This is a genomic window from Ramlibacter tataouinensis (genome assembly GCF_027941915.1).
GTDB classification, from domain to species: domain Bacteria; phylum Pseudomonadota; class Gammaproteobacteria; order Burkholderiales; family Burkholderiaceae_C; genus Ramlibacter; species Ramlibacter tataouinensis_C.
Genome location: NZ_CP116009.1, coordinates 1,075,841 through 1,097,321, shown reverse-complemented (window position 1 = coordinate 1,097,321; position 21,481 = coordinate 1,075,841). Strand labels below are relative to the sequence as shown.

20 protein-coding genes and 2 pseudogenes are annotated in these 21,481 nt (G+C 67.3%); 5 read left to right on the top strand and 17 right to left on the bottom strand.

All coding sequences use genetic code 11. From position 1 onward, the window contains the following. Positions 1–5: 5 nt before the first annotated feature. The 4 genes from PE066_RS05060 to PE066_RS05045 form a co-directional block, all read right to left on the bottom strand. Complete coding sequence (locus PE066_RS05060; RefSeq protein WP_271235473.1) at positions 6–578, bottom strand: c-type cytochrome; 573 nt, start codon at positions 576–578, stop codon at positions 6–8. Continuing rightward, positions 575–2,329, bottom strand: coding sequence for a pyrroloquinoline quinone-dependent dehydrogenase (locus tag PE066_RS05055; RefSeq protein WP_271235472.1), 1,755 nt, complete (start codon positions 2,327–2,329; stop codon positions 575–577). The genes PE066_RS05060 and PE066_RS05055 overlap by 4 nt, the downstream gene beginning before the upstream one ends. 446 nt (positions 2,330–2,775) lie before the next feature. After that, complete coding sequence (locus PE066_RS05050) at positions 2,776–4,152, bottom strand: amidohydrolase family protein (protein WP_271235471.1); 1,377 nt, start codon at positions 4,150–4,152, stop codon at positions 2,776–2,778. 195 nt (positions 4,153–4,347) lie between these two features. Next, the gene (locus tag PE066_RS05045; RefSeq protein WP_271235470.1) at positions 4,348–4,608 is read right to left on the bottom strand and encodes a hypothetical protein; all 261 of its coding nucleotides are present in this window, start codon (positions 4,606–4,608) and stop codon (positions 4,348–4,350) included. A 332-nt stretch (positions 4,609–4,940) separates the two neighbouring features. Here PE066_RS05045 and PE066_RS05040 point away from each other — a divergent pair, with 332 nt between their 5' ends. Continuing rightward, complete coding sequence (locus PE066_RS05040) at positions 4,941–5,291, top strand: hypothetical protein (protein WP_271235469.1); 351 nt, start codon at positions 4,941–4,943, stop codon at positions 5,289–5,291. A 16-nt stretch (positions 5,292–5,307) separates the two neighbouring features. Here the strand turns inward: PE066_RS05040 and PE066_RS05035 are convergent, their stop codons facing one another. The 13 genes and pseudogenes from PE066_RS05035 to PE066_RS04975 form a co-directional block, all read right to left on the bottom strand. Beyond that, positions 5,308–5,448 carry a hypothetical protein gene (locus PE066_RS05035; RefSeq protein WP_271235468.1) on the bottom strand — a complete coding sequence of 47 codons (141 nt, stop codon included), beginning with the start codon at positions 5,446–5,448 and terminating at the stop codon, positions 5,308–5,310. 39 nt (positions 5,449–5,487) lie between these two features. Further along, positions 5,488–5,613 (bottom strand): annotated as a pseudogene (locus PE066_RS05030) (NAD(P)-dependent alcohol dehydrogenase); the annotation flags it as partial. A gap of 88 nt (positions 5,614–5,701) precedes the next feature. Further along, positions 5,702–6,166, bottom strand: coding sequence for a hemerythrin domain-containing protein (locus PE066_RS05025; RefSeq protein ID WP_271235467.1), 465 nt, complete (start codon positions 6,164–6,166; stop codon positions 5,702–5,704). A gap of 31 nt (positions 6,167–6,197) precedes the next feature. Continuing rightward, positions 6,198–8,624, bottom strand: coding sequence for a catalase (locus tag PE066_RS05020; protein ID WP_271235466.1), 2,427 nt, complete (start codon positions 8,622–8,624; stop codon positions 6,198–6,200). Positions 8,625–8,821: 197 nt separating this feature from the next. Next, entirely contained in the window at positions 8,822–9,994 is a 1,173-nt protein-coding gene (locus tag PE066_RS05015) for a sensor histidine kinase (protein WP_271235465.1), read from the bottom strand. Positions 9,995–10,531: 537 nt separating this feature from the next. After that, positions 10,532–10,747, bottom strand: coding sequence for a hypothetical protein (locus PE066_RS05010; protein ID WP_271235464.1), 216 nt, complete (start codon positions 10,745–10,747; stop codon positions 10,532–10,534). Between the two features lie 99 nt (positions 10,748–10,846). After that, complete coding sequence (locus tag PE066_RS05005; RefSeq protein ID WP_271235463.1) at positions 10,847–11,362, bottom strand: hypothetical protein; 516 nt, start codon at positions 11,360–11,362, stop codon at positions 10,847–10,849. A gap of 296 nt (positions 11,363–11,658) precedes the next feature. Beyond that, positions 11,659–12,558 carry a hypothetical protein gene (locus tag PE066_RS05000; RefSeq protein WP_271235462.1) on the bottom strand — a complete coding sequence of 300 codons (900 nt, stop codon included), beginning with the start codon at positions 12,556–12,558 and terminating at the stop codon, positions 11,659–11,661. 484 nt (positions 12,559–13,042) lie between these two features. After that, positions 13,043–13,426, bottom strand: a pseudogene (locus tag PE066_RS04995) (integrase); the annotation flags it as partial. A gap of 100 nt (positions 13,427–13,526) precedes the next feature. Further along, positions 13,527–13,913 (bottom strand): RidA family protein, encoded by a 387-nt coding sequence (locus PE066_RS04990; protein ID WP_271235460.1) that lies wholly within the window; start codon positions 13,911–13,913, stop codon positions 13,527–13,529. A gap of 273 nt (positions 13,914–14,186) precedes the next feature. Then, a complete protein-coding gene (locus tag PE066_RS04985; RefSeq protein ID WP_271235459.1) occupies positions 14,187–15,029 on the bottom strand; it encodes an alpha/beta hydrolase in 843 nt (280 codons plus the stop codon). A 3-nt stretch (positions 15,030–15,032) separates the two neighbouring features. Continuing rightward, the gene (locus PE066_RS04980; protein WP_271235458.1) at positions 15,033–16,043 is read right to left on the bottom strand and encodes a Bug family tripartite tricarboxylate transporter substrate binding protein; all 1,011 of its coding nucleotides are present in this window, start codon (positions 16,041–16,043) and stop codon (positions 15,033–15,035) included. After that, positions 16,040–17,704, bottom strand: a complete 1,665-nt coding sequence (locus PE066_RS04975; protein WP_271235457.1) for an FAD-dependent monooxygenase — start codon at positions 17,702–17,704, stop codon at positions 16,040–16,042. Before PE066_RS04975 ends, PE066_RS04980 begins: the two co-directional genes overlap by 4 nt. A 113-nt stretch (positions 17,705–17,817) precedes the next feature. Between PE066_RS04975 and PE066_RS04970 the strand changes: the two genes are divergently transcribed. From PE066_RS04970 to PE066_RS04955, 4 genes are all read left to right on the top strand, one after another. Next, positions 17,818–18,720 (top strand): LysR family transcriptional regulator, encoded by a 903-nt coding sequence (locus tag PE066_RS04970; RefSeq protein WP_271235456.1) that lies wholly within the window; start codon positions 17,818–17,820, stop codon positions 18,718–18,720. Positions 18,721–18,858: 138 nt separating this feature from the next. Then, positions 18,859–19,668 carry an IclR family transcriptional regulator gene (locus PE066_RS04965; RefSeq protein ID WP_271235455.1) on the top strand — a complete coding sequence of 270 codons (810 nt, stop codon included), beginning with the start codon at positions 18,859–18,861 and terminating at the stop codon, positions 19,666–19,668. Between the two features lie 86 nt (positions 19,669–19,754). Further along, positions 19,755–20,669, top strand: coding sequence for an NAD(P)-dependent oxidoreductase (locus PE066_RS04960; RefSeq protein WP_271235454.1), 915 nt, complete (start codon positions 19,755–19,757; stop codon positions 20,667–20,669). After that, a complete protein-coding gene (locus PE066_RS04955; RefSeq protein ID WP_271235453.1) occupies positions 20,666–21,466 on the top strand; it encodes an SDR family NAD(P)-dependent oxidoreductase in 801 nt (266 codons plus the stop codon). The genes PE066_RS04960 and PE066_RS04955 overlap by 4 nt, the downstream gene beginning before the upstream one ends. Positions 21,467–21,481 lie beyond the last annotated feature (15 nt).

Here is a 21,481-nt window from a genome sequence, read left to right as displayed (position 1 = left end):
CACGCCTACAGTCCGGCCAGGTAGTTCGCCAGGTTCTCAATGTCCTTCTCGTCCAGGTTACGCGACACGCTCGTCATGTTGCCAGCGTCGTTCGTGCGCTTGCCCTGCTTGAAGTCGGTGAGCTGCTTCACGATGTAGTCGTGGTGCTGGCCGGCCACGCGCGGGATCTCGTTCTGTCCGGCGAAGCCGCCCAGGTGGCACATGGTGCACAGCGTCTCGTCCGCCTTGAGCTTGCCCAGGCGCGCCTTCTCGGGGTCGGGCCTGAACCCGGTGGGTTTGGGCGTCTGTTTGGCGAACCAGTCGGCGAGCTCGCGCATCTCGTCGCGCGTCAGGCCGGCCGCCATCGGACTCATGAGCTCGTTGCTTCGCCGGCCGTCCTGGAAGTCGCGTAGCTGCAGGTACAGATAGCGCGACGTCTGCCCCGCCAGCACGGGAGTCAGTGGCGTGGTGGAGTTGCCGTCGATCCCGTGGCAGGCCGCGCAGGTCTGCGCCTTGGCCGGCGGCGCGGCGGGCTGCGCGAGCGCCGACGCGGCGGCCAGCGCCGCCGCCGCGACCTGCCAACGGCCTGCCCTAGTCATGGCAGCGAGAACACCATCACCGAGTTGCCCCGCTTGAAGTCGATCTGCGTGTTGCCGCCGGCGGCTACGGCCACATACTGTTTGCCGTTCACCATGTACGACACGGCCGGCGCGTTGACGCCGGCGCCGCACTGGAACTCCCACAGCTTGTCGCCGGTCTTCGCGTCGAACGCGCGGAACAGGCCGTTGCCCTCGCCGTTGAACACGAGCCCGCCCGCCGTGGCGAGCACGCCGCCGATCAGCGGCTGATCGGTGTCGAACTTCCAGGCGATCTTGCCGGTGTCGATGTTGACGGCGACCAGCCGGCCCGCCTGCTTCTCGGACGGGATCACCTTGAACGCGCCGCCCAGCCACAGCTTGCTGCCGCCCGGGTACTTGGCCTCTTCGACCTGGTACGTCATGGGCTGGTGCAGGTTCGCGGCGTAGGCCAGGCGCAGCTGCGGGTTGATGGCCATCGGGCTCCATTCCACGCCGCCGTTGGCTCCCGGCAGCATGCGCGCGCCTTCCTTGGTCGGGAGCACCCACATGTTCTCCTGCGGGATCATGGCCTCGCTGTAGCGGATCAGCTCGCCGGTGGCGCGATCGTGCACGTACACGTGCCCGGTCTTGCCGCCGTGGATGGCCACCTTGCGCATCCTGCCGTCCTTGCCGGCGGCCTCGGTGAGGATCACCGGCGACGCCGCGTCGAGGTCCCACACGTCGTGCGCGATGTACTGGTAATGCCACTTGTAGGCGCCCGTGTCGAGGTCGAGGGCGATCATCGAGTTGGTGTACAGGTTGTCCCCGGGGCGCTCGGCGCCGTACAGGTCCGGGCTGGGGTTGCCGGCCACGAGGAAGATGGTCCTGGTCTCGCGGTCCACCGCCGGCGCCATCCACACGCCGCCGCCCAGCGTCTTGTAGAAATCGCCGCCGCGCTCGGCAAGGGCCTTCTTCTCCGCGTTGATGTCGCGATGCATGTCGCGGCCGGTGGCGTCGTTGACCGCCCAGACGCCCTCGTGCCCGCGCTCGGGGATCGTGTAGAAGGTCCACAGCTCCTTGCCGTCGTTCGCGTTGTAGGCTTTCAGGAAGCCCCGGATCCCGTACTCGCCGCCGTTGGTGCCGATCAACACCTTGCCGTCGACCGCCACGGGTGCCATGGTTTCCGAGTAGCCGGCTTCGGGGTCCGCAATCTGCGTCGACCACAGCACCTTGCCCGTCTTGGCGTCGAAGGCCATCAGCTTCGCATCGAGCGTGGCCATGAACACGCGGTCGTTCATGACCGCCACGCCGCGGTTGTTGGGCCCGCAGCAGAAGGTGGTCACCGGACCCTGCTTGTGCTTGTAGTGCCAGAACTCCGTGCCCGTAGCCGCATCGAGCGCGTACAGGTGGTTGTAGGAGGTGGTGATGTACATGACTCCATCCACCACGATGGGCGCCGTTTCCATCGACTCGACCACCTCGGTCTGGAAGACGAACGCGGGCCTCAGGCGAGCGACGTTGGTCGTGTTGATCTGCTCCGCCGGGTAGTAGCGCGTCTGCGCGTAGTTGCCGTTGGAGAGCAGGAAGTTGGTGCCGTCGTTGCCAGCTGCGTCCAGCCGCGCCTGCGGCACGGACACGTTCGTGGGGACCGGTCCGCCGGTGGCGGTGGGGCCCTGCCCCGCCACTTCGGGCTGTCCGTGCGCGCCCCATACGAACGCCGCGAGGGCTACGCCCGCTCCCAGTGCACGCGACCGTCTCTTCCAGGCGTGCGCTCGTCTCTCGGTGCGATCCATGTCAGTCTCCTTGTCCTTCACTCGCGTTCCACCGCGCCAGGAAGGGGAGCGCGGTGCTCAAGTAACGCGGAGGGCTCGGTGGCGCGCAGGCGGTCGACAAGGGCACGGCTGCGAGAGGTCGGGTCCCGCGTTTTCCCGCTGGCAGCGACCGGACTCGCCAGTCACCGTTCGCGGAGAGCCATTTGACTCGCCGCCGCGAGAGTTCGAGCCGGGACAAATGTCCCGTTCTTGTCCGGGGTCGACGATGCGTCGCCACGCAAGCCGATGCAAGGCAACAGCTCGTGGCGCGCGTTTGAGGCGCCCCGCGTGCGGATGGGCTCGGCGTCGCGGGGTAGAAGGCGGCCTGCGGGCGCCTGCCGTTCCCGGGGCCGGCGCTGAGCTTCCGTCAAGCGCATCACGCTTGCTTCGTGGCCGAAAGCAGACGATCGCGATCCAGGTCCTCAGCCTTACCCCGGCTGGTTGCCGTGCGCGGCGCGTAATCGTAGGAACTGCGCCCGAGTCTTCGGCCCGAAGGTGAGGAAGTGCGGATCGGGATCGTAGGCGGCACGGGCACGGCCGATCTCGTCGGCGGCCGCGCGACGGGTGACTTCCTCGACATCGAGGCCGTACACCTGCGCGCCGTTGAGCCCGAAGATGCGCGCTCGCAGCAGCGGGGTCATCGCTGCGTAGCCGAACTTATCCTGGTATTCGCTCGAGATCTGGAAGGTGCGGAACGCCTGGATCTGGTCCTGCGGGGAGCCGTACCAGATGGAGTCCGAGCCCCACAGCACGTTTCCTTCGCCCAGATGCTTCACCAGCTTGCCGACGACGTGCGCCGCCTGGTCGGGGTCGCGCATCAGCATGCGCCAGGTGCTGCCGAGTTCGCCGTAGACATTGCTGCCCTTGCCGAGGCCGGCTTCCTCGACCGAGCGGATCAACCGGTCGACGCCATCGCTGCGCGTCGGGTCGTACGGCCCTTCCTTCGCGCTCTGCACGTAGCCCGCGTGATAGACCAGGAAGTTCACGTCGGGGAACATCCTCGCGATGCTGCCAATGTCGGCGCAAGTCGAATGCTCGTATGACTGGCGGCCGAAAGGCAGGCCCTTGTGCACGCAGATATTCCGGATGCCGACGCTGCGCGCCTTCTCGATCATCCGAATGCCGATGTCGTCGGTGAGATAGAAGCCGCGGCCGTCCGGCCCCCATTGCGTGTAGCACTTGAGCGCCGACACCTTCCATCGGCTGGCCAGCGCATCGATGTCCTCCATGTCGCCGGGCTGGTTCGGGTTGACGCGGCCGTGGATCAGCAGGCGCTGGCTGCGCGGCAGGCGCGACACGATCTCCTGCACCCCGGCGGCTTCCGCGATCGGCAGGTACTCGTTCTCGCGCCGCGACGGGATGAAGGAAAGAACCATCATGTCCGTGTCCGAATCGAGAAACACGTCTTTCACGAACTGGTCGACACCGCCGAGGCCGTGGCGCCCCTGCCAGTTCCTGCCGACGAAATGGCCCTGCACGTCAAAGATGAATTCGCGCGAGCCGAGCCGCTGCGACGCCTCCTCGACGTCGATCGCCGCCGTCTGCTCGATCTCGTAGAAGCCGCCGGTGCGCCCGGCTGCGGCGTAGGCCTCATTGAAGGCGAGCAGCGTGCCGGCCGCGCCTGCGGCGGAGACCAGCAGGCGTCGACGCGAGAGGCCGAGCCGCTTCGCGTTGGCGTCGGCCGCCTGGTGCGCGAGCGCGTTGGCGTGCAGGTGCACGGGCTCCAGCGGTACCGGCGCGACCTCGCCGTTAGAGGTCGAGTCCAGTTTGATGGGAAGGCGGCGGCCATCGGAATCGTGTCGCATGAGACCTCCTGGTGCCGGGGACCACTATCGTAAGCCGCACCAAGGACTTGCGCCACGCGCGCCGGAGCGACTGCGAAAGCTGACTGCGGCAACCCTTCAACTGCCAGCTGAGCGAGCGTCCCCACTTAGCACACTATCGCTTCGTCTTCGGCTTCAAGCTGCCAGAGACGATTGAAGCGGCGGAGGGTGGTACGCCTAGATTTGAATCAGAACCTCACCCTGCAACACATCCGGCGGGCCGGCGCCAGTGTCGCTCGCATTGTTCTGGATCCACTCGCGCGCTACCTTCAGGCTCACTTCGGCGGCCTCCTCTGTCTGGCAGACGGTTACCGCCGCCCCGCCATCCGCGGCACGCAGCAGCGTGTAGCTGACCAGGTCAGGCACTTGTCCGCGGCTCAGCCCTTCGATCTCATGTTTGCGTTTCTGCAGCACGTCGAACAGCTTGATCGCATACATGCTCGGCTCCTTTCGTGAGTTTCCGCGCACTGCCCGAAACGATCCCTTGGCGCCACGCACCTTAGGTTGTTGCCGCGGCTTTGCAAGCACGAGGTCACCGGTATGCGCGCCGCCATCACGCTTGCATGCAAATGTTGCAGTCCTGATCCGGGACTGACGGCGACGTGTGCTCCGGAGCCCTCGAGGCACGCGCTCAAAGCACCGAACGGCCGTTGGAACTCCCACGGTTGGCGTTGTCTTCCCAGAGTACGGGGCCCTCGAGCCATGAGACTGAGGCTGCTCTCGGCCACAAGCAGCCGCTATCGAAAGCACTGGTCGGGGCGACTTGTAAGATGAAGCCCTTCCTGATCACGTTCCAGCAACCATCGACGCTGGCCAGCTCAATGCCATTCACCCTGTCACATCCAGTGCTCGATGCCGTCCTACAGAAGAACGGAGTCAAACCCAATGACCTGGCGGGCATAGACAATTTGTTCGGAGGGGTAGATGGGTACTACTGGTATCACACGATGCGGCACCTGTGTCCCCGGACCGAAGTGATCGTCTGGGCGAATCTGGACGAGATGCGGTCTGCGCTGCAGCAGCACGAGGACGAGACTGCCGCAGATGACGAAGTCAGGCCTCAAGTGTTGAGGGAGGCGCACCTAACTGCGATTGCGAGGCTGTTGGTTACGCCAGAGTAGGCGCCCGATTCAAGCTTCACGACCAGGTCCGACAGGGCACCGAGCGCCACGTCATGACCTTGGAAGGCTTGCGCGTGAAGCGCAGTCCCTGGCGGACTGCGCCAGCACGGAAAGCGGCCAGCGACAGCGACGAGACGGCAAAGGCGAGTTGTTTCATGGGAGCCCCTTCACGCCGCCGCTCAGGAGGCCATGTCGGTCACGAACGGTACTTGACGTCGCTGCGGAGCATCCGCTCGTAGGCGGTGTCGATGTCCTGCATGGCGATGACCTCTATGTCCGAGGTGATGCCGTGCTGGCCGCAGAAATCAAGCATCTCCTGCGTCGAATGGAATGATGTGCAATAAACCAGGCGGCCGCGCGCCCCTCGCCATCCTGGTGAACAGGAATGCCCTCTCCGCGGATGTCTGCTCCTATTGCAGCTCCTGCTGCCGCTCGTGCAGCTGCTCACCCAGCGCGCTGAGGTCCAGGTCCTTGGCGGTCCTCGCCTTGGGAAATAGCTCGTCGCGCTCCTCCTTCACGTGGCGCTCGATGGCTCGGTTCAAGTCAGCTACCAGCTTGTCCATGGCGACGTCGGCTTCACCCATGGCCTCGATCCGCGAAATCATGTCTTTGGCTTGCTGGTGCTCCGCCATTGCTTCGTCCAACTGGACGGCGGTTTCGGGTGCCGCATCGCGCAGGGCCGGGTAGAAGATGTCCTCTTCAATCTGCGCATGGACCGTGAGCAGGGAGCAGATCGTCCGCGCGATCTTGCGTCGCGTTTGCCGGGTCTCCGCCGCAGCGGCGGGAGTGGCAAGGCGCGCGTACTCCACGAACAGGTGTTTGACGGCCACGTGGTCCGCGTCGAGCAGTTCGCACGCATCCTTGGTCTTGACCATGAGAGTCTTCCGGTGAGTTCAAGCTGCTTTGTCAAAGCAGCGGTGGATCCATCTCGCGGCCGAAGTGCCGGTGCTTGGCCACGGCAGCGATGAAGGCGGCCACCGCCTCGTCGGCATCGGCGGCGTCGGCCACAAGCAGGCCGGTGCCGCCCTGTGCCAGGCTCCTGTCCATGCTGGGCGGCAGGCCCGTCTTGACCAGCAGTGCCTTGGAGGCGCCCAGCGCCAGGATGGCCTTGCAATGGCGGAACTGGTCCTTGATGAACTCCAGCGTGTGGCCGTCCTGTGCAAGGGCCGCCACGGCTTCATCCCCGTCGGGCAGGAGCAGGGCGTCGAAGAGGAAGCCCGGCTCGTTTTCCAGCGAGGCATCGGCATTGAGTACATCGCCCGAAACGGTCGTCATGCGGCCGATCCGCGTTCCCACCAGCCGGGCGACGGCGCCTTGTTCGACCAAGGCGGCCTGGGCTCGGGCGAGCGATGCGCCTTCCACCCCGGGCGCGACGAGGATGGCGATCTTGCGGCCCTTGATCGAGCCGTCGCCCGGGCGCGCGAGCAGAGACAGGGCGGGCGAGCGTTCCACCTCGGGGGCTGCAGGCTCCGCCAGCGCGAGGCGCATGGGTTCCGGCAGAGGGTCGATGTCCAGACCCTTCGCGACTTTCTTGGCGAGCGGCTCCGACGCGTTGCGCAGCGACGCCACCATGCGCTCACGGATGGCCGCGATCGTCACCTTGGAGAGCTCGAAGCGGAAGGCGCTCGCAATGTGGTCCTGCTCCACCGGCGTCTGGCTGTCGAAGAAAAGACGCGCCTGGGTGTAGTGGTCCGCGAACTTCTCGGGCTTGGCGCGCACCTTGGCCTGCTCCTGCTGAGCCTCCAGGCGCGCCGGGACGCTCACAAAGCCCTGGACGGCGCCGGCCTGGAAGGGGCAGCCGCCGGCCAGCGAGTTCGGCTCATAGGACACGCGGCCGCGGGGAATCGCCTGGCGGTGCAGCCCGTCGCGCTGGTTGTTGTGCACCTGCACGACCGGCGCGTTGATCGGGATCTCGTGGAAGTTCGGCCCGCCCAGGCGGGTGATCTGGGTGTCGACATAGGAGTGGATGCGACCGGCCAGCAAGGGATCGTTGGAGAAATCAATGCCGGGCACGATGTGCGCCGTGCAGAAGGCGACTTGTTCCGTCTCGGCGAAGAAGTTGTCCGGATTGCGGTTGAGGACCATGCGGCCAACGGGGCGCAGCGGCACCAGTTCTTCGGGGATGATCTTGGTGGCGTCAAGGATGTCGAAGCTGAACGCGGCCGCCTGTTCCTCGGAGAAGACCTGCAGCGCCAGCTCGTACTCGGGATAGTTGCCCGATTCGATGCGCTCCCACAGGTCCCGCCGGTGGTAGTCGGGGTCGGCGCCGGAGATCTTCACCGCCTCATCCCACACCAGCGAATGGGTCCCTGCCATCGGCGTCCAGTGGAACTTGCAGAAGACCGACTCGCCAGCGTCGTTGACGAGGCGGAAGGTGTGCACCCCGAAACCCTGCATGGTCGCAAAGCTGCGCGGGATGGCCCGGTCACTCATCAGCCACATCAGCATGTGGGTGGACTCGGGCATCAGCGAGACGAAGTCCCAGAAGGTATCGTGGGCGCTTGCGGCCTGTGGCATCTGGTGGTGCGGCTCGGGTTTCACCGCGTGCACCAGGTCGGGGAACTTGATGGCGTCCTGGATGAAGAAGACCGGCATGTTGTTTCCCACGAGGTCCCAGTTGCCTTCGTCGGTGTAGAACTTCACCGCGAAGCCGCGTACGTCGCGCGCCGTGTCCTTGGAGCCGCGCTCGCCCTGGACGGTGGAAAAGCGCACGAACACCGGGGTGGTCTTCCCCGCCTCGCGAAACGGAGCCGCCTTGGTGATGTCGGTGAGGGGCTCGTAGCACTCGAAGAAGCCGTGGGCGCCGGAGCCGCGCGCGTGCACGATGCGCTCCGGGATGCGCTCGTGGTCGAAGTGGGTGACTTTTTCGCGCAGGATGAAGTCTTCGAGCAGCGCCGGGCCACGAACTCCGAGCTTGAGCGAGTTCTGGTTGTCGGCGACCTTGACGCCCTGGTTGGTGGTGAGCATCTGCCCCGAGGAGTCCACGCGGACACGGTCCAGCGGCTCGATGGTCGCGTTCGTGCCGGCCATGGCGGTGCTACCGGTCTTGGCGGTCCCGTGTTCCTCCGTCAGCGTACTGGCCGTGGGCAGGCGGGAGCGCGGCTCGACCGTGGCGCCTGGGACTGGGTTTACGCCATTGGAGAAACCATGCTCGGCAGGCTTGGTCGCGTTGTCCGGCATCGCGGCGGCCAGGGCCTGCGTGTCGGCCATCTTGCGGGCGGGCAGATCGTCGGCTGCGCCCGGGTCGATGCGGCTTGGGGCGCTGTCAGTGTTGCGGGCGGCAGACTTTGCCGCCGCCCCGCTCTTGGCGGGCGTCTTGGGAGTCTTGGGCATGGGGAAGGTGGTGAAGCGAAGCGGCACGATGGCCGGTTGCCCCACCGTATGGCCGCACCGCACGCTCCCATGTAGGCGCGAGCCCCCGACTCAACGCAGAAATGTCTGCAGCCGCGCTGGCTTAGTCATCTCCTGCAGCCGCGCGGCGCTGACCAAGCAAGCCACCACTGTGGTGGGCAAGTACCCTTGCACTGCCCTTAGGCACTTCTTGCCGGCTCAGGCGTGCCTGTCACGGCGGTGGGACGTGCATATTCGGGAAGACGGATCGTGAAGACGCAGCCGCTCCCGGGCACGTCCCGGACGCTCAGGCTACCTCCGGCAGCCTCGACGTTCGCTCGCGAAATGCACAAGCCCAGTCCCAGTCCACTCTTGTCCTGCTGGCCGCGGGAGAACGGCTGGAACATGGTTTCCGCGATACCTGGCGCGAGACCTCCGCAGTGATCGGTGACCTCGATAAAGACCGCACCGTTACCGCTCGCGTAGGCGTTCAAGGAGACTTCCGTTTGCGCGTGGGTGAACTTGAAGGCGTTCTGGATCAGGTTCATCAGCGCGCCCATCAGAAGCTGCCGGTCCCCCTCGATTTCAAGATCCGTGTCGATATGTCTCACGTTGAAGGAACAGCCGCGCGCATTGGCGTCCAACATCGCCGCGCTGCCGGCGTCGGCGATGAACCCTGCGAGGGAGAAGACTTGCGGCTCCCGCGAGAGGCTCGCGCTGACGCGCACCTCGTCGAGGGCGTGCTTGACCAGTGACGTCAGTGTGGCCAAGCTGCGCTTCAACACGCCTCCCGTCGCCCCTGCGACGGGTAACTGGCCGCTTTCCAACGCGGTGAGCGCGAGCTTGGCGGTCAGCAGGGAATTGCGAAGCTCGTGCAGAAGGAAACCCAGTCGCTCATTGGATTCGCTCGTGGCTCGGCGGGACTCGGCGGCATCGCGTTGAGCACTGAACTCGGTGACCGCGTCGGCAATGGCATTGTCCAGGCAGCGGTTGAGGGTTCTGAATTCGCCGACGCTGAAGGGCGCATTTCGCTCTTCGGCAAGGTCGGTGATGGCTTGGCACAAGTCACCGTAGTCATGGACGACCTGGTCCACCGTGTACCCGAGCTCCAGCAACTGCTTGCCATGCGCCGTGGCAGTGGCGCCGATCTCGGAGGGGTCACTTGACGCGCCACCCGGGGCACCGGAGATCCTGAGGCTCTCACCGGGAAGATCCTCCCTCTCCGCGCGGAGGGTCCTTATCAACTGTTCCAGAAACTGGGGAACCCCATTCTTCAATTGCTCTGGAGTGGCAGCACGCAGGGGGCGTTGAGCCACTTTGGCCTTGCAGCGCTCAACCAGTTGCTCGCGGTTGTGGGTCAAGAATTCGTCCATGGTCATCTCCTGCCTTCGGCTGCATTCGCCGGGCGGTTGATATCCAGTATGCGCGGCTCTTACGGATGAGTGCGCCCGGGTCTAACGAGGACACCAATGGCCTGCTCAGGCGGCCGCACCGACGATCGAGAGGCGCCCCCGTGGATCGCCCGGCTTCCGCTGAGCGACAAAGACAAGCCGATCGGCTAGGGGTAGGCCTCGGACTGGGAATGGCTGCATCCATGACTTGGCAGTGCAGCCTCTGCACTCAGCAGACCAGAGGCGTGGTCCTTCAAGGCAGGAACCGCTGGTCCGCTCGGCGACGTTGCCCGGCGCTGCGCAATGCTCAAGGCTTCTGGATGCTCTCGCGTGGAAGGGCGCAAGGGCGAGGATGACCAGCAGGTGCGTTTGCTGCGAGGACTGCCCGGCGACACCGCGCCGCAGCCGGCGTGAAACTGCGCTCGAGGGGGCGCACATCGCTGTTCCGGCGGCGGCCCAGTCGCCCAGTCGGCAAGGCATACGCCTTGGCTGAGCAGTTCGGCGAGCTTCGGAGAGCAGCTAGGGCGTCCTCGCGGCATCGGTGACATCGGTGGCGGCCAGTTCAGCAAGCAATTCATCTGCCCTCTGGCGAAGCTCGCCCGCCTGTCGGACGGCCGCCATGGCAGTGGCGTCCGCGCGTCGGATGGACTCGAGTGCTTCGCCCTCAAGCTTCAGCACTTCCGTCAAGACCTGGCGCCATTCGGTGATTGCACTTTCGAACTGATCGGAATCCATCGCGGTCGATCTTCGTCTGCTGGAGGCAGCGAGACACGGCGCTTCCGCCGGCTCACCTCGCGGCCCGGTGTTGCTGGCGGCCGGTGGCCGCGGCCCGGCTTAGTGGTGCTTCGTCGGCGCGCCGTTCAATGAAGCCGCGAACACCTGTTGCCACGCCTGCGCCATCGGCGCTGCGGCATTGATCGCCGCTTCCACAACCTGGGCCGCGGCGCTGGCGGCTTGGGGGGCCTCGTCCTGCTCGCGTTTCTGTGCGGCTGCACTCACGTCACCGCCGGCCCGGGTGCTGGCGACCAGGGCCTCCTGCAGGAAGCGCATGCCTTCCTGGAAGTCGTACAGCGCCAGGTTCGCCTGGACGGACAGCATCTCCCACGGAGTGGAGGCATTGCGCAGGTTCTCTGCGGCCTGCCGGTGCAGCAAGGCGGCGCGCTGCGACAGGTGCAGCTGCGCCAATTGCAGGGCTTCCGCGGCGCGGAACCAGGCCGCCAGGTTCTCGGCGCTGAAAGCCAGCTGCTCCCGGGTCAGTTCGGACGCCGAACTGAAGCTGGCGGACAGGGCCGCTTGTGCGGTCTCGTTGGCAGAACTCTGCGCCTGCGCGCGCTTTGGTCGGTTAGACATCGGTCCCTCCGGGTGAGTGGAGCAGTAGCCACTCTAGGCGCTTGAGTTGGATGTGCGAGCTGCACAATGAACTGTTGCACCCGTCCAGCTGAAGATGGCCTGCGATCGTTGCACGGTCGAGCGCGCCGCGGTTCGAAGATCCCTGCAGGGTCCGCCGGCGCCGCTTGCGCCGCTTGCGGGCCGATGAACGCGTTCGGCGCCTCGCGCCGGCTAGACTGAGTGCGTGCTGGAGGAGGAGTCCCGTCGCGGGGCTGCCTCCTCGAAAGCCAGGGAACTGGCTGCGCGCTCCGATGCGCTCACTCCATGCGCCGCCTCAGCATCATGCCGGCGAGCATCCCGAGGCCGAGTACCACCACGCCCGACGCCACCGGCCGCGAAGAGGTCATCCCGCCGAATCCGGTGTCGTATCCGCTCCGCCGCCACGCGGCATCCTTGCCTCGTTCTTCCACGTTGATGTAGGCCATGCCCGGGTCCGGGTTCCGGCGCCGCATCAACGCCGTCGTCAGCAGGCTGCTGGCGGCGAGCACGGCGCCCAGGCCGGCCCAAGGATGCGTCTCCATGCCGGAGCGTGCCATGCTGCCGTACTCCTGCGAGCGCGCCATCAGCCGCTGCGTGGCCTGGCGCATCTGAAGCGGCAAGGCATACGCTTCGCGCGCGAGGCTGGACGTTGCGGCCTTGGCGCCTGCAATCCCCGAAGCGGTGGCCATCGAGGCCTTGCCGGCCGCCTTCTCACCCGTCCTCCTGGCGCGCTGCAGGTGCGCATCCGCGGCGTCGCTCCAGCGCCGGGTGTGCTGTTCGAACACGGGGCTGGCGCCCCAGGTCGAGCGCGGGTGGACCGGCACCTCGACCACCCGCACCTTCGGCTTGCGAAGGAACAGCCGGTCGAGGAGGACGCCGGCCGCCAGCATGATGCCGACAGCCTGCAGCGCTTGTTCGTTCATCCGCGTGCGCACCCTGTCGCCGTACTGCCGGGCCTGCTCGCCGTACCGGGACTGGGTCGAGGACATGCCGCCGGCTGAGCTCAGCCGCTGCTCGATGCTGTCTATGGCCCGGTGCATCGTGCCGGTGAAGCGATGGATGCGCTCATGGCCGTTGCCGGTCCAGTCGCGCGTTTCCTTCGAGTCGGCTCCGGCCGGGGTCGTCGACACCGTGGTGCTGTCGGTCGTGAAGTCTGGATTCGTCGTCAGATTGACCACCTGTGTTTCTCCTGAAAAAGCCGCATGCCATTCTCCGGGCAGGCTTGACCCGAATGGCCTCAGCCGCGGGTATCAACTTGTCTCACCCGGACGCGGCCGAGCGCGTTCCGGCGGTCGTGCCCACCGTCCTTAAGGTTCAGAAAAAACCCGTGACGTGGCCGGGTTGCGCCTCGGGTGTGCGCGCGGCGGGTTCAGCTGCGGCTATGTGGCGGCATTGCGTATCGCCCGTAACGTGGAGGCCATCTTGCTACCGCGCGAGCCGAGCCGATTGCCATATCGGCATACAGACGCCAAGAAGTCGGAGTCTTATCGGCCCGCGCCCTACATCAGTCGCTGCTTCGAGGCCTACGCCGCGTCGGCAGCGCGTGCGCAGCGCGCTGGACGGACTACTCGCAGCCCCTAACTGCAATCACGGCTGCTTTGGGTCGAAAGCAGCCTAGATCTCGACCTGTTCCGAAATTTCGAGCGCGTCATCCACTTGCAGGGATAGGTGAGCCCCGGATCCCCGCCCTGGGAAGAGGTAGTCTCCAGGGCGCAGCTGCCGACGCAAAACCCATGCGGCCAAAGCGTCGCGCGTGGGCTCAGTGATCTCGAACTGCACTGGGCGCTGCGTCTTGCGCTGCATGACGATCGCGCGAGAAGCGGGGATGTCTCCCAAAAAGACCTCCCGCACGCGCAAGCCGGTGAGGTCACAGCCTCGTAGCTTGCCGTCCAACGCCAGGTTGAACAAAGCCAAGTCACGCGTTTGGGTTGACAGCTGGAGACGGGTCCGGATGGACCAGATCTCCTTTGGCTTCAGTGGCGGCTTCTGGCCCAGAAGACGACCCTTGTTCCAGGCGTTGTGCTGCGATTGTGCTGCGGTGCGCATGTGAGCTCCTTTGAGAGAGACTCACGATGCGCGTCATTCAAGGGCCGGTCCCGACCCCAAGCAGCCATTGTTGGCTTGCGTCGATGTGGCGCAGGCGACTTCACACTCCATCATTCACGGCGATCGCCTCGATTTCCACCTTCAGTTCCGGCTTGAACAGGCCGGACACGTAGACGAGGGTGGTTGCGGGCTTGTGGCCCTTGAGCACTTCGTCGCGCACTGCAGCGTAGGTCGGGAAGTCGGCCCGGTCAGTCAGGAATACCGTGGTCTTAACGATGTTCTCGATGCCCATGCCCGCCTCCGATAGGACTGCTTCCATATTGGACCAGGTCTGGCGGCATTGCTGCGCCACGTCGGGCGAGGCCACCCCGTTCGCGTCGACGCCGATCTGGGCGGCCACGTAGAGGGTGCTGCCGGCCAGGATGCCGTCGCTGAAGCGGGCGGATTCGCCGCCCCTAGCGGCGGGAATCACTTTGCGAAATTTCATCTGTGCGCCTTTAAGGAATTAGAGGGCTACCGAGGTCTCTGCCCGCTGCGCGTGAATGCCAATGCGCAGATCGAAGCGGCGACCGTACCACATCGATCTCTCCTGGAATCGATGCTGGCCGATCTCGCACGCTCTCAACACCCAGAGGGTGGGCGCACGGGTTTCCGGGGCAGGGGTCGAATTGCCACCAAACCGGATCGCAAGCTAGGCCGCTTTCGGCCAGAAGCAGCCCTGAACACGACTGGCTCAGGGCGGAAGAAGTGAGCCGAGGATCTATCCCTGCTTGACCAGCCACTCGTGCGCCGCGTCCGCCACCTGCTGGTGCCGGTCGGTGTAGATGTGGTCGCAGCCCCTCACCATCACGCGCTGGACCGACGGCGCATTCACCAGCGCCTCTTCCATGTCGATGGAGAAGGACAGCTGCGGCTTTTCCAGCTCGCCGGCCAGGAGGAAGGTCGGCACGCGGATCTTGTCGGCGAACGCGAGCGTCGTCGTCGCCGCCTCCGGCCCGTACTTGTTGATGTAGGTCCGGTAGCACATCAGGCCCTTCATGGCCGGCGTGTTGGTCGGCATGTCGACGTGCATCAGCTCTTCGCCCCGGCCCTGCGCCACCATCTCGCGGCAGCGCGCCAGCAACTGCTGGTGCGCCGGCCAGTCCCACACCTTGTCGTCCGGCAGGCGCGGCGACGAGAACATCGCCAGCGCCACCACGTCCTCGCCGGGAAAGTGCGCCTGCGTGTAGGCGGCCTTCAGCCCGCCCAGGCTGTGCCCCGCGATCACGATGCGGCGGTGCCCGCGCTCGCGCAGCCAGCGCTGGCCGGCCTGGAAGTCGAAGCGGCTTTCCTCCACCGTTTCGTAGGCCGCACCGATCCAGCGGCGGTCGCCCGGGTTCATGGCCACCCAGTCGTGGCCGCGGTTGTTGATCATGGCCACGCCCCAGCCGCGCGCGGCCAGCAGCTGCAGCGCCCGCCACAGGCCCGACAGCGTGAAGGTGTTGCCCACGCCGTGGGTGGCCAGCAGTACCGGCGCGGCCGGGTCGCGCGGCGGCATCCAGGCGATCTGGATCGTGACTTCGTCCTCGGTCACGAGGCGGTGGATCTCCAGGGGATGCTGCATGTCTCAGTCCGCCTTGATGCCCGCGGCCTTCACCACCTTGTTCCAGCGCGCCAGGTCGTCGCGCGTGAGCTTGGCCAGGTCTTGCGGCGTGCCGGTGAGCGGGCTCAGGCCCTGCCTCTCGAACATCGCCTTGAGCTCCGGCGAGCCCAGCAGCGCGTTCACCTCCGCGTTCAGGCGGTTCACCAGCGCCGGGGGCGTGCCGGCCGGCGCGTACATGCCGTACCAGATGTCGGCGTCGAAGTCCTTCACGCCGCTGGCTTCGGCCACCGAGGGCACGTCGGGTGTGGTCTCGGCGCGCTGCTTGCCGCCGGAGGCCAGCATCACCAGCTTGCCGGCCTGCACGTGCGGCAGTGCCACGTGGATGGGCAGGAACATCAGCTTGACCTGGCCGCCCAGCACGTCCTTCACCGCCGCCGGCGTGCTGGTGTAAGGGATGTGCGTGAGGTCCACGCCCGTGCCTTGCTTGAACAGCTCCATCGCCAGGTGGTGCGGTGTGCCGTTGGCGGGCGAGGCATAGTCGATCGCGCCCGGCTTGGCCTTGGCCATGGCGATCAGCTCCTGCACGCTCTTGACACCCAGGCTGGGGTGCGCCACCAGTGTCAGGCGCCCGATGGCCAGCGGCGCCACTGCCACGATGTCGTTGATCGGGTCGTAGTCGGCGTTGGGCTTGAGCGCCTTGTTGAGGATCAGCGTGTTGGCCGTCACCAGCAGCGTGTGGCCGTCGGGCGCCGAAGCGGCCACGAACTTGGTGCCGATCATGGAGCTGGCGCCGCTCTTGTTCTCCACCACCAGCGGCTGGCCCCACTTTTCCGAGAGCTTCTGGCCGATGGTGCGGCCCAGGATGTCCGGGCCGGTGGCCGGGCCGAAGGGCACCACGATCTTCACCGCGCCGGTGGGGAACCTGTCCTGCGCGAAGGCCGGCGCCAGCCCGCCCAGCAGCGAGGCAGCGCCGAGAGCGGCGGCCAGCTGCAGCGCGGTGCGGCGGGGGAGGGAAGCGGGGTTCTTGTGCATCATGCGTCTCCTGTGTCGTTCGGGAAGAGGGGGCTTTCGGGCGCGCGGCCCTGGGCCAGCGCCAGCACGCGGCGCGCGCTGTCGGGGGTGATGGCGGCATCTGCCGCGGCCCAGGCCACGAACTGGTCCGGCCGCACCAGCACCCAGCGTGCGGCGTAGCGCGCGGCTTCGCCAGGGGCCGGATCCTGCACCACCTGCAGCGGCAGCCCCAGCGCCGCCGCCGCATCGCGAAAGGCCTGCACGCCGGCCGCATCCGCGCCCAGTGCCAGCAGCGTGAAGCCGGGGCCGAAGGCCTCGAACACGTTGCGGCCGTCGGCCAGCGTTGCCGGGGCGATGTGGTGGCCGGCGCGCGCTTCGAACTTGTGCGCGCCCCTGGCGCTGCAGGCGCGGCCCGTGCCGGCGCCCGGCCACACCACCGGCGAGCCCTCGTAGTGCGGCTCGAAGGCATGCACCTCGCCCACCGCGCCCTGGGCGCGCGCCTGCCAGGCGGCCTCGAAGCCGGCCTTGTCGCGCGCCGGGTCGTGCGCCTCCAGGAATTGCCTGTCGTCGGCGATCGCCTTGGCGATGAAGTCGTGGATGGTGCTGGCGAACACCGGCCGCCGCTCGGCGTCGTACGAGTCCAGCAGGGCGTCGCCGCCCCAGCCCTGCAACGTGGCGGCCAGCTTCCAGCCCAGGTTGCGCGCATCCTCAAGCCCGGAGTTGACGCCGTAGCCGCCATAGGGCGGATGGCTGTGCGCGGCGTCGCCGGCTATGAACACGCGTCCTTTGCGGTAGCTGTCGGCAATCGCGAAGCGCAGGTCCCAGAAGCCGATGTGCTCGAACTCCACCTCGAAGTCCGCCCCCACCGCCTCGTTCAGGAAGTGCTTGAAGTCAAAGTTGTCGGCCGTGGTGCCGGCCGGCACCGGCGCGTGGAAGAACCAGGTACTGCCCAGGTCCACCCGGCCCAGGAACTTCCAGTAGCCCTGGAGTTCAGGCTGCAGCACGTTGTAGTAGCTCTTGCCGGGGTAGCGCTGCAGCAGCTGGTGCAACTGGCGCGACTTGAACACCAGCAGCACCATCACGCGGTCGTGGTCGGTACGGGTCTGGGTCATGCCGGCCTGCTCGCGCACGCCGGAGCGGGCGCCATCGCAGCCCACCGCATAGGCCGCGCGCAGCGTGCGGCGGCCCTCGCCCTTGCGCTCGTGGAGGGTCACCGTCACGCCGTCGGCGTCCTGCGCCACGCTCTCGGCGTTCCAGCCGTACAGCGTTTCGACGCTGGGCAGCTGCGCCGCGCGGGCGCGCAGCACCGCCTCGGTGGCGTATTGCGGCAGGCGCTCGTTGGCGGTGTAGTAGAAGGGCTTGACCAGGTCGCGCTGCAGCCAGTCGTAGTGGTAGGGGCCCAGCAACGTGCCGTAGGCGGTGAGGCCGCCGATGCCGTACTCCGGCGGGATGGTGCGCGCGGCGCGCAACTCCTGCTCGGCGCCCCAGAAGTGGAAGTGCTCCATGGTGCGCTGGGTCAGGTTCTGCCCCTTGGGGATGGGCTGCGGCTGCGGGTAGCGCTCCACCACCGTGCAGCGGATGCCGCGCTGGCCCAGCTCGATGGCGAGGCCCAGGCCGACAGGCCCACCGCCGACGATCACAACGCCGGCCTCCTGCGGGCCGGCTTCTTTCCTGTCCGTATTCATCTTTCTCCCAGGCTGGTGCGTCCGGCGCTCCCGCGCCGCGCTACTACACAATTGGAAGCGGTTCCTTGATCTGAATCAAACGGAACATTTTGATGAATTCTTCAGGAAAGCTGATGAATGTGAGCAGCCGCCAGCTGCTCACATTCCTCGAAATTTGCCGGTTGCAGAGCTTTGCCAAGGCCGCCGAAGCCATCCCGATGTCGCCCTCGGGCGTGAGCATGCTGGTCAAGGAACTGGAGGAGCAGGTGGGGGCGCGGCTCTTCGAGCGCACCACCCGCTCGGTGACGCTCACCGAGGCGGGCCGGCGTCTGCAGTCCGTGGCCGAGCGCATCGTCGGCGAGCTGCGCACCCTGCAGGCCGTGATCGGTGGCGCCCAGGCCGCCGTACGGTCGCGCCTCGACGTGGCGGCCACCCCGATGGTGGCGTCGACGCTGCTGCCGGGCGTGGTGCGCGCGTTCACAGACACCCATCCCCACGTGCGCGTGCACCTGGCCGACGTGGACGTGAACATGGTGCGCCGGCGGGTGCTCGAGGAAGAGGCGGACATCGGGCTGGGCTTTTTCATCAAGCCGGCCGCGGGCCTGCTGCGCGAGCCACTGTGTCGCTTCCGCCTGATGCGGATCAGTCCGCCCGGCACGCAGCCCCCCGGCCTGGGGCACAGCCGGCCTTGGAGCAGCCTCAAGGGCCTGCCCTTGGTGAGCCTGCCCACGGACAACCCGATCCAGGCGCTGATCGAGAAGCACCTGGTGCGGCTGGGCAGCGAGCCACAGGAGCGCCCGCGCATGAACCTGATCGGAACGCTGATCGGCATGGTGCAGGCCGGGCACGGGCATGCCATCGTTCCTTCGTTCGTGCTGGACGAGTGCCTTCGCCACGGGCTGAGCGTGGCCATGCTGGTCGAACCCGCGGCGCACCTCGACCTCTTCCTGGTGTCGCGCAGGGGAGCGGTGGCGAAGCCGGCGGCCGCGGATTTCGCGCAGGCCCTGAAGGCGGCGGCGGCCAGGATATCCAAGTAGGCGCTTCCGTCCGGTGCGGGCCGTTGCAGGTGACTTCGAGCCTCGGAAAGCAGACGCACGAGACACGTCTGCCAAGGGTCCAGAAGCAGCCGTTCTCGATCACGTGGCAGTGAGCACGTGTAGTCCAGAATGTGGACCATGGATGCGCTCAACAAGTTCCTTCCCCCACGGGCCGCCGGCGGTGCCTCGGGCACCCAGGCGGTGGCGCGCGCGGCCGCCCTGCTGCGCGCGATCGCCGGCAGCGCGCGCCGCGAGATCGGCCTGGCCGAACTCGCGCGAGCACTGGAGCTGGAGCGCCCCACCGCCCACCGCATCCTGCGGCGGCTGGTCGAGGAAGGACTGGTCCGCCAGAACCCCGCCACCCGCGGCTACCTGCTGGGCCCGCTGGTCTACGAGCTCGGGCTGGTGGCCCAGCCGCCGCTGGCGCTGTATGGCGTGAGCAGCGATGCCCTGGCCGCGGTGGCCGAAGGCAGCGGTGACACGGTCTTCGCCATCATCGGCAGCGGCCTCGACGGCGTCTGCCTCGACCGCCGCGAAGGCAGTTACCCGGTCAAGGCCTTCATGCTGGAGGTCGGCCGTCGCCGCCCGATGGGCAGCGGGGCCGGCAGCATCGCCATGCTGGCGGCCATGCCGCCCGAATCCGCCGGCCGGATCCTCGACGCCAACGCGGCGCGGTTGCGCGCGGCGGGCGAGCCGGACGTCGATGCGCTGAAGGGCATGGTGCGACAGGCGCGTCAGGCGGGCTACGCCGTCAATGCGCCGGGCGAGGCGCCCGAGATCATGTCGATCGGCATTGCGGTGCAGAACGCCTACGGCACGCCGATCATGGGGATCTCGATCTGCGCCTTGCGCTTTCGCATCGAGAAGCGCCTGGACCTGCTGGCGAACCTGTTGCGCGCCAGCAAGGCGCAGATCGAGGCGCGCCTGCAACTGGCGGCGCCCGCCTGAGCCAGTCTCGGTGCGGGTCTTGAGCGTTCCGCCATGTGGACTCTTCTATCTTCCCCGTCGCCGACTTGGCCGCTAACCTGCGTTCCATGCAGACCACCGGCTTCATCGGACTCGGCCACATGGGCGGCGCGCTCGCGCGCCGGTTGGCCGCCGCAGGATTCCCGCTGGTGGTGCACGACCTCTCGGCTGCGGCCTGCGCCAGCTTCCAGGCCTTGGGCGCCACCGTAGGCGCATCGGCCCGCGATGTGGCCGACCGCGCCGGGACCGTGTTCCTCTGCCTGCCTTCGGTGGAGGCGGCGCAGGCGGTGGCCAAGGAGCTGGCGACCGGCAGCGCCGTGCGTGTCGTGGTCGAGACCTCCACCGTCGGCCCGGCCTCCGTCCGCGACATGGCCGCCATGCTGGCGACCCGCGGCATCGCCCTGGTGGACGCTCCGGTCAGCGGCGGACCGAAGGGCGCCGAGGCCGGAACGCTCTCCGTCATGCACGCGGGTGCGGCCGAACACGTGGCGACGGTACGCCCGCAGTTGCAGGCACTGGCCGGCAAGCAGTTCGACGTCGGCGACCGGCCGGGTCTGGCGCAGGTGTGCAAGCTGGTGAACAACGCGATTTCGGCGGCGGCCATGGTCGCCTCGTGCGAAGGCGTCGTGCTGGGCGTGCAGGCCGGGCTCGATGCCGGCACCCTGGTGGCGGCCATCAATGCCGGGTCGGGCCGCAACGCCGCCACCCTCGACAAGTTTCCAAAGTCCATCCTGCCCGGCACCTTCGACTACGGTGGACCGCTCGGGCTGATGCTCAAGGATCTCTCGCTGTTCATCGACGAAGCCGGCGCGCGCGGGCTGCCTGCCGGGATGGCGCAAGCTGCCTTCGCGGGCTGGTCGCAGGCTGCCGCACGCGTCGGCCCCGAAGCCGACTACAGCGAACTGATCCGCCCTTACGAAGACGACGCCGGCGTGCAGGTGCGCTGGCGCGCCGCCTCCTCATCACTTCCAGGCAACACATGAATATCGGACTCGAGGGCAAGGCCGCCCTCATCACCGGCGGCGCCGGCGGCATCGGCTCGGCCACCGCGCGGCTGTTCGCGCAACAAGGCGTCGCGGTCGCCTTGTTCGACCGTGACGGCGACGGCGCCGAGCGCGTCGCAGCGGAACTGCGGCGCGACGGCGCCACGGCGATCGCCGGCACCATGGACGTGCGCGACCTCGAGGCCTTTGCGGCCGCCGTGGAGCGCACCGAGCGCGAACTCGGCGGCCTCGACTACGTCGTCAGCGTCGCCGGCGGCGGCACCCGCCAGACCCTGTCGACCCTGTCGATCGAAGATTGGCACGCCGTCATCGACCTGAACCTGACCGGCCCCTTCAACGCCATCAAGGCGGGCGCCCCGGCGCTGCGCCGGCGCGGCGGCGGCGCGATCGTCACCGTCGGATCGCTCGCCGGCCTGCGCATGTCGATGAACAACGGCGTGAGCTACACGGCGGCCAAAGCCGGCGTGATCGGCCTCACCCGTCATGCTGCGTACGAACTCGGGCGCGACAACATCCGGGTGAATGCCGTGCTGCCGGGCCCGGTGCTCACGCCGCAGATGAAAGCCAAGATCAGCGTGGAGACACTGGAGCGCGTGCCGCGCGAGCTGCCGCTCGGCCGCTGGGTGCAGCCCGAGGAAGTGGCGGCGCCGATCCTGTTCTTCTGCTCGCCCATGAGCAGTGCCTGCACCGGCACCCACGTGATCATCGACAGCGGGCTGCACGTGGGCGCCACCGGCCCGCGCGAAGAATACGACCGCACGCGCGACCGCGCCTGATTCCCGACCAACCGA

What these genes read in the sequence shown, in the direction of transcription:
- PE066_RS04985 (WP_271235459.1), bottom strand. Translation starts at nt 15,029, where the DNA reads ATGCAGCATCCCCTGGAGATCCACCGCCTCGTGACCGAGGACGAAGTC.
- PE066_RS04970 (WP_271235456.1), top strand. Translation starts at nt 17,818, where the DNA reads ATGAATGTGAGCAGCCGCCAGCTGCTCACATTCCTCGAAATTTGCCGG.
- PE066_RS04960 (WP_271235454.1), top strand. Translation starts at nt 19,755, where the DNA reads ATGCAGACCACCGGCTTCATCGGACTCGGCCACATGGGCGGCGCGCTC.
- PE066_RS05045 (WP_271235470.1), bottom strand. Translation starts at nt 4,608, where the DNA reads ATGTATGCGATCAAGCTGTTCGACGTGCTGCAGAAACGCAAACATGAG.
- PE066_RS04975 (WP_271235457.1), bottom strand. Translation starts at nt 17,704, where the DNA reads ATGAATACGGACAGGAAAGAAGCCGGCCCGCAGGAGGCCGGCGTTGTG.
- PE066_RS05010 (WP_271235464.1), bottom strand. Translation starts at nt 10,747, where the DNA reads ATGGATTCCGATCAGTTCGAAAGTGCAATCACCGAATGGCGCCAGGTC.
- PE066_RS05005 (WP_271235463.1), bottom strand. Translation starts at nt 11,362, where the DNA reads ATGTCTAACCGACCAAAGCGCGCGCAGGCGCAGAGTTCTGCCAACGAG.
- PE066_RS05050 (WP_271235471.1), bottom strand. Translation starts at nt 4,152, where the DNA reads ATGCGACACGATTCCGATGGCCGCCGCCTTCCCATCAAACTGGACTCG.
- PE066_RS05035 (WP_271235468.1), bottom strand. Translation starts at nt 5,448, where the DNA reads ATGAAACAACTCGCCTTTGCCGTCTCGTCGCTGTCGCTGGCCGCTTTC.
- PE066_RS05060 (WP_271235473.1), bottom strand. Translation starts at nt 578, where the DNA reads ATGACTAGGGCAGGCCGTTGGCAGGTCGCGGCGGCGGCGCTGGCCGCC.
- PE066_RS04980 (WP_271235458.1), bottom strand. Translation starts at nt 16,043, where the DNA reads ATGATGCACAAGAACCCCGCTTCCCTCCCCCGCCGCACCGCGCTGCAG.
- PE066_RS05020 (WP_271235466.1), bottom strand. Translation starts at nt 8,624, where the DNA reads ATGCCCAAGACTCCCAAGACGCCCGCCAAGAGCGGGGCGGCGGCAAAG.
- PE066_RS05055 (WP_271235472.1), bottom strand. Translation starts at nt 2,329, where the DNA reads ATGGATCGCACCGAGAGACGAGCGCACGCCTGGAAGAGACGGTCGCGT.
- PE066_RS05025 (WP_271235467.1), bottom strand. Translation starts at nt 6,166, where the DNA reads ATGGTCAAGACCAAGGATGCGTGCGAACTGCTCGACGCGGACCACGTG.
- PE066_RS05040 (WP_271235469.1), top strand. Translation starts at nt 4,941, where the DNA reads ATGAAGCCCTTCCTGATCACGTTCCAGCAACCATCGACGCTGGCCAGC.
- PE066_RS04965 (WP_271235455.1), top strand. Translation starts at nt 18,859, where the DNA reads ATGGATGCGCTCAACAAGTTCCTTCCCCCACGGGCCGCCGGCGGTGCC.
- PE066_RS04955 (WP_271235453.1), top strand. Translation starts at nt 20,666, where the DNA reads ATGAATATCGGACTCGAGGGCAAGGCCGCCCTCATCACCGGCGGCGCC.
- PE066_RS04990 (WP_271235460.1), bottom strand. Translation starts at nt 13,913, where the DNA reads ATGAAATTTCGCAAAGTGATTCCCGCCGCTAGGGGCGGCGAATCCGCC.
- PE066_RS05015 (WP_271235465.1), bottom strand. Translation starts at nt 9,994, where the DNA reads ATGGACGAATTCTTGACCCACAACCGCGAGCAACTGGTTGAGCGCTGC.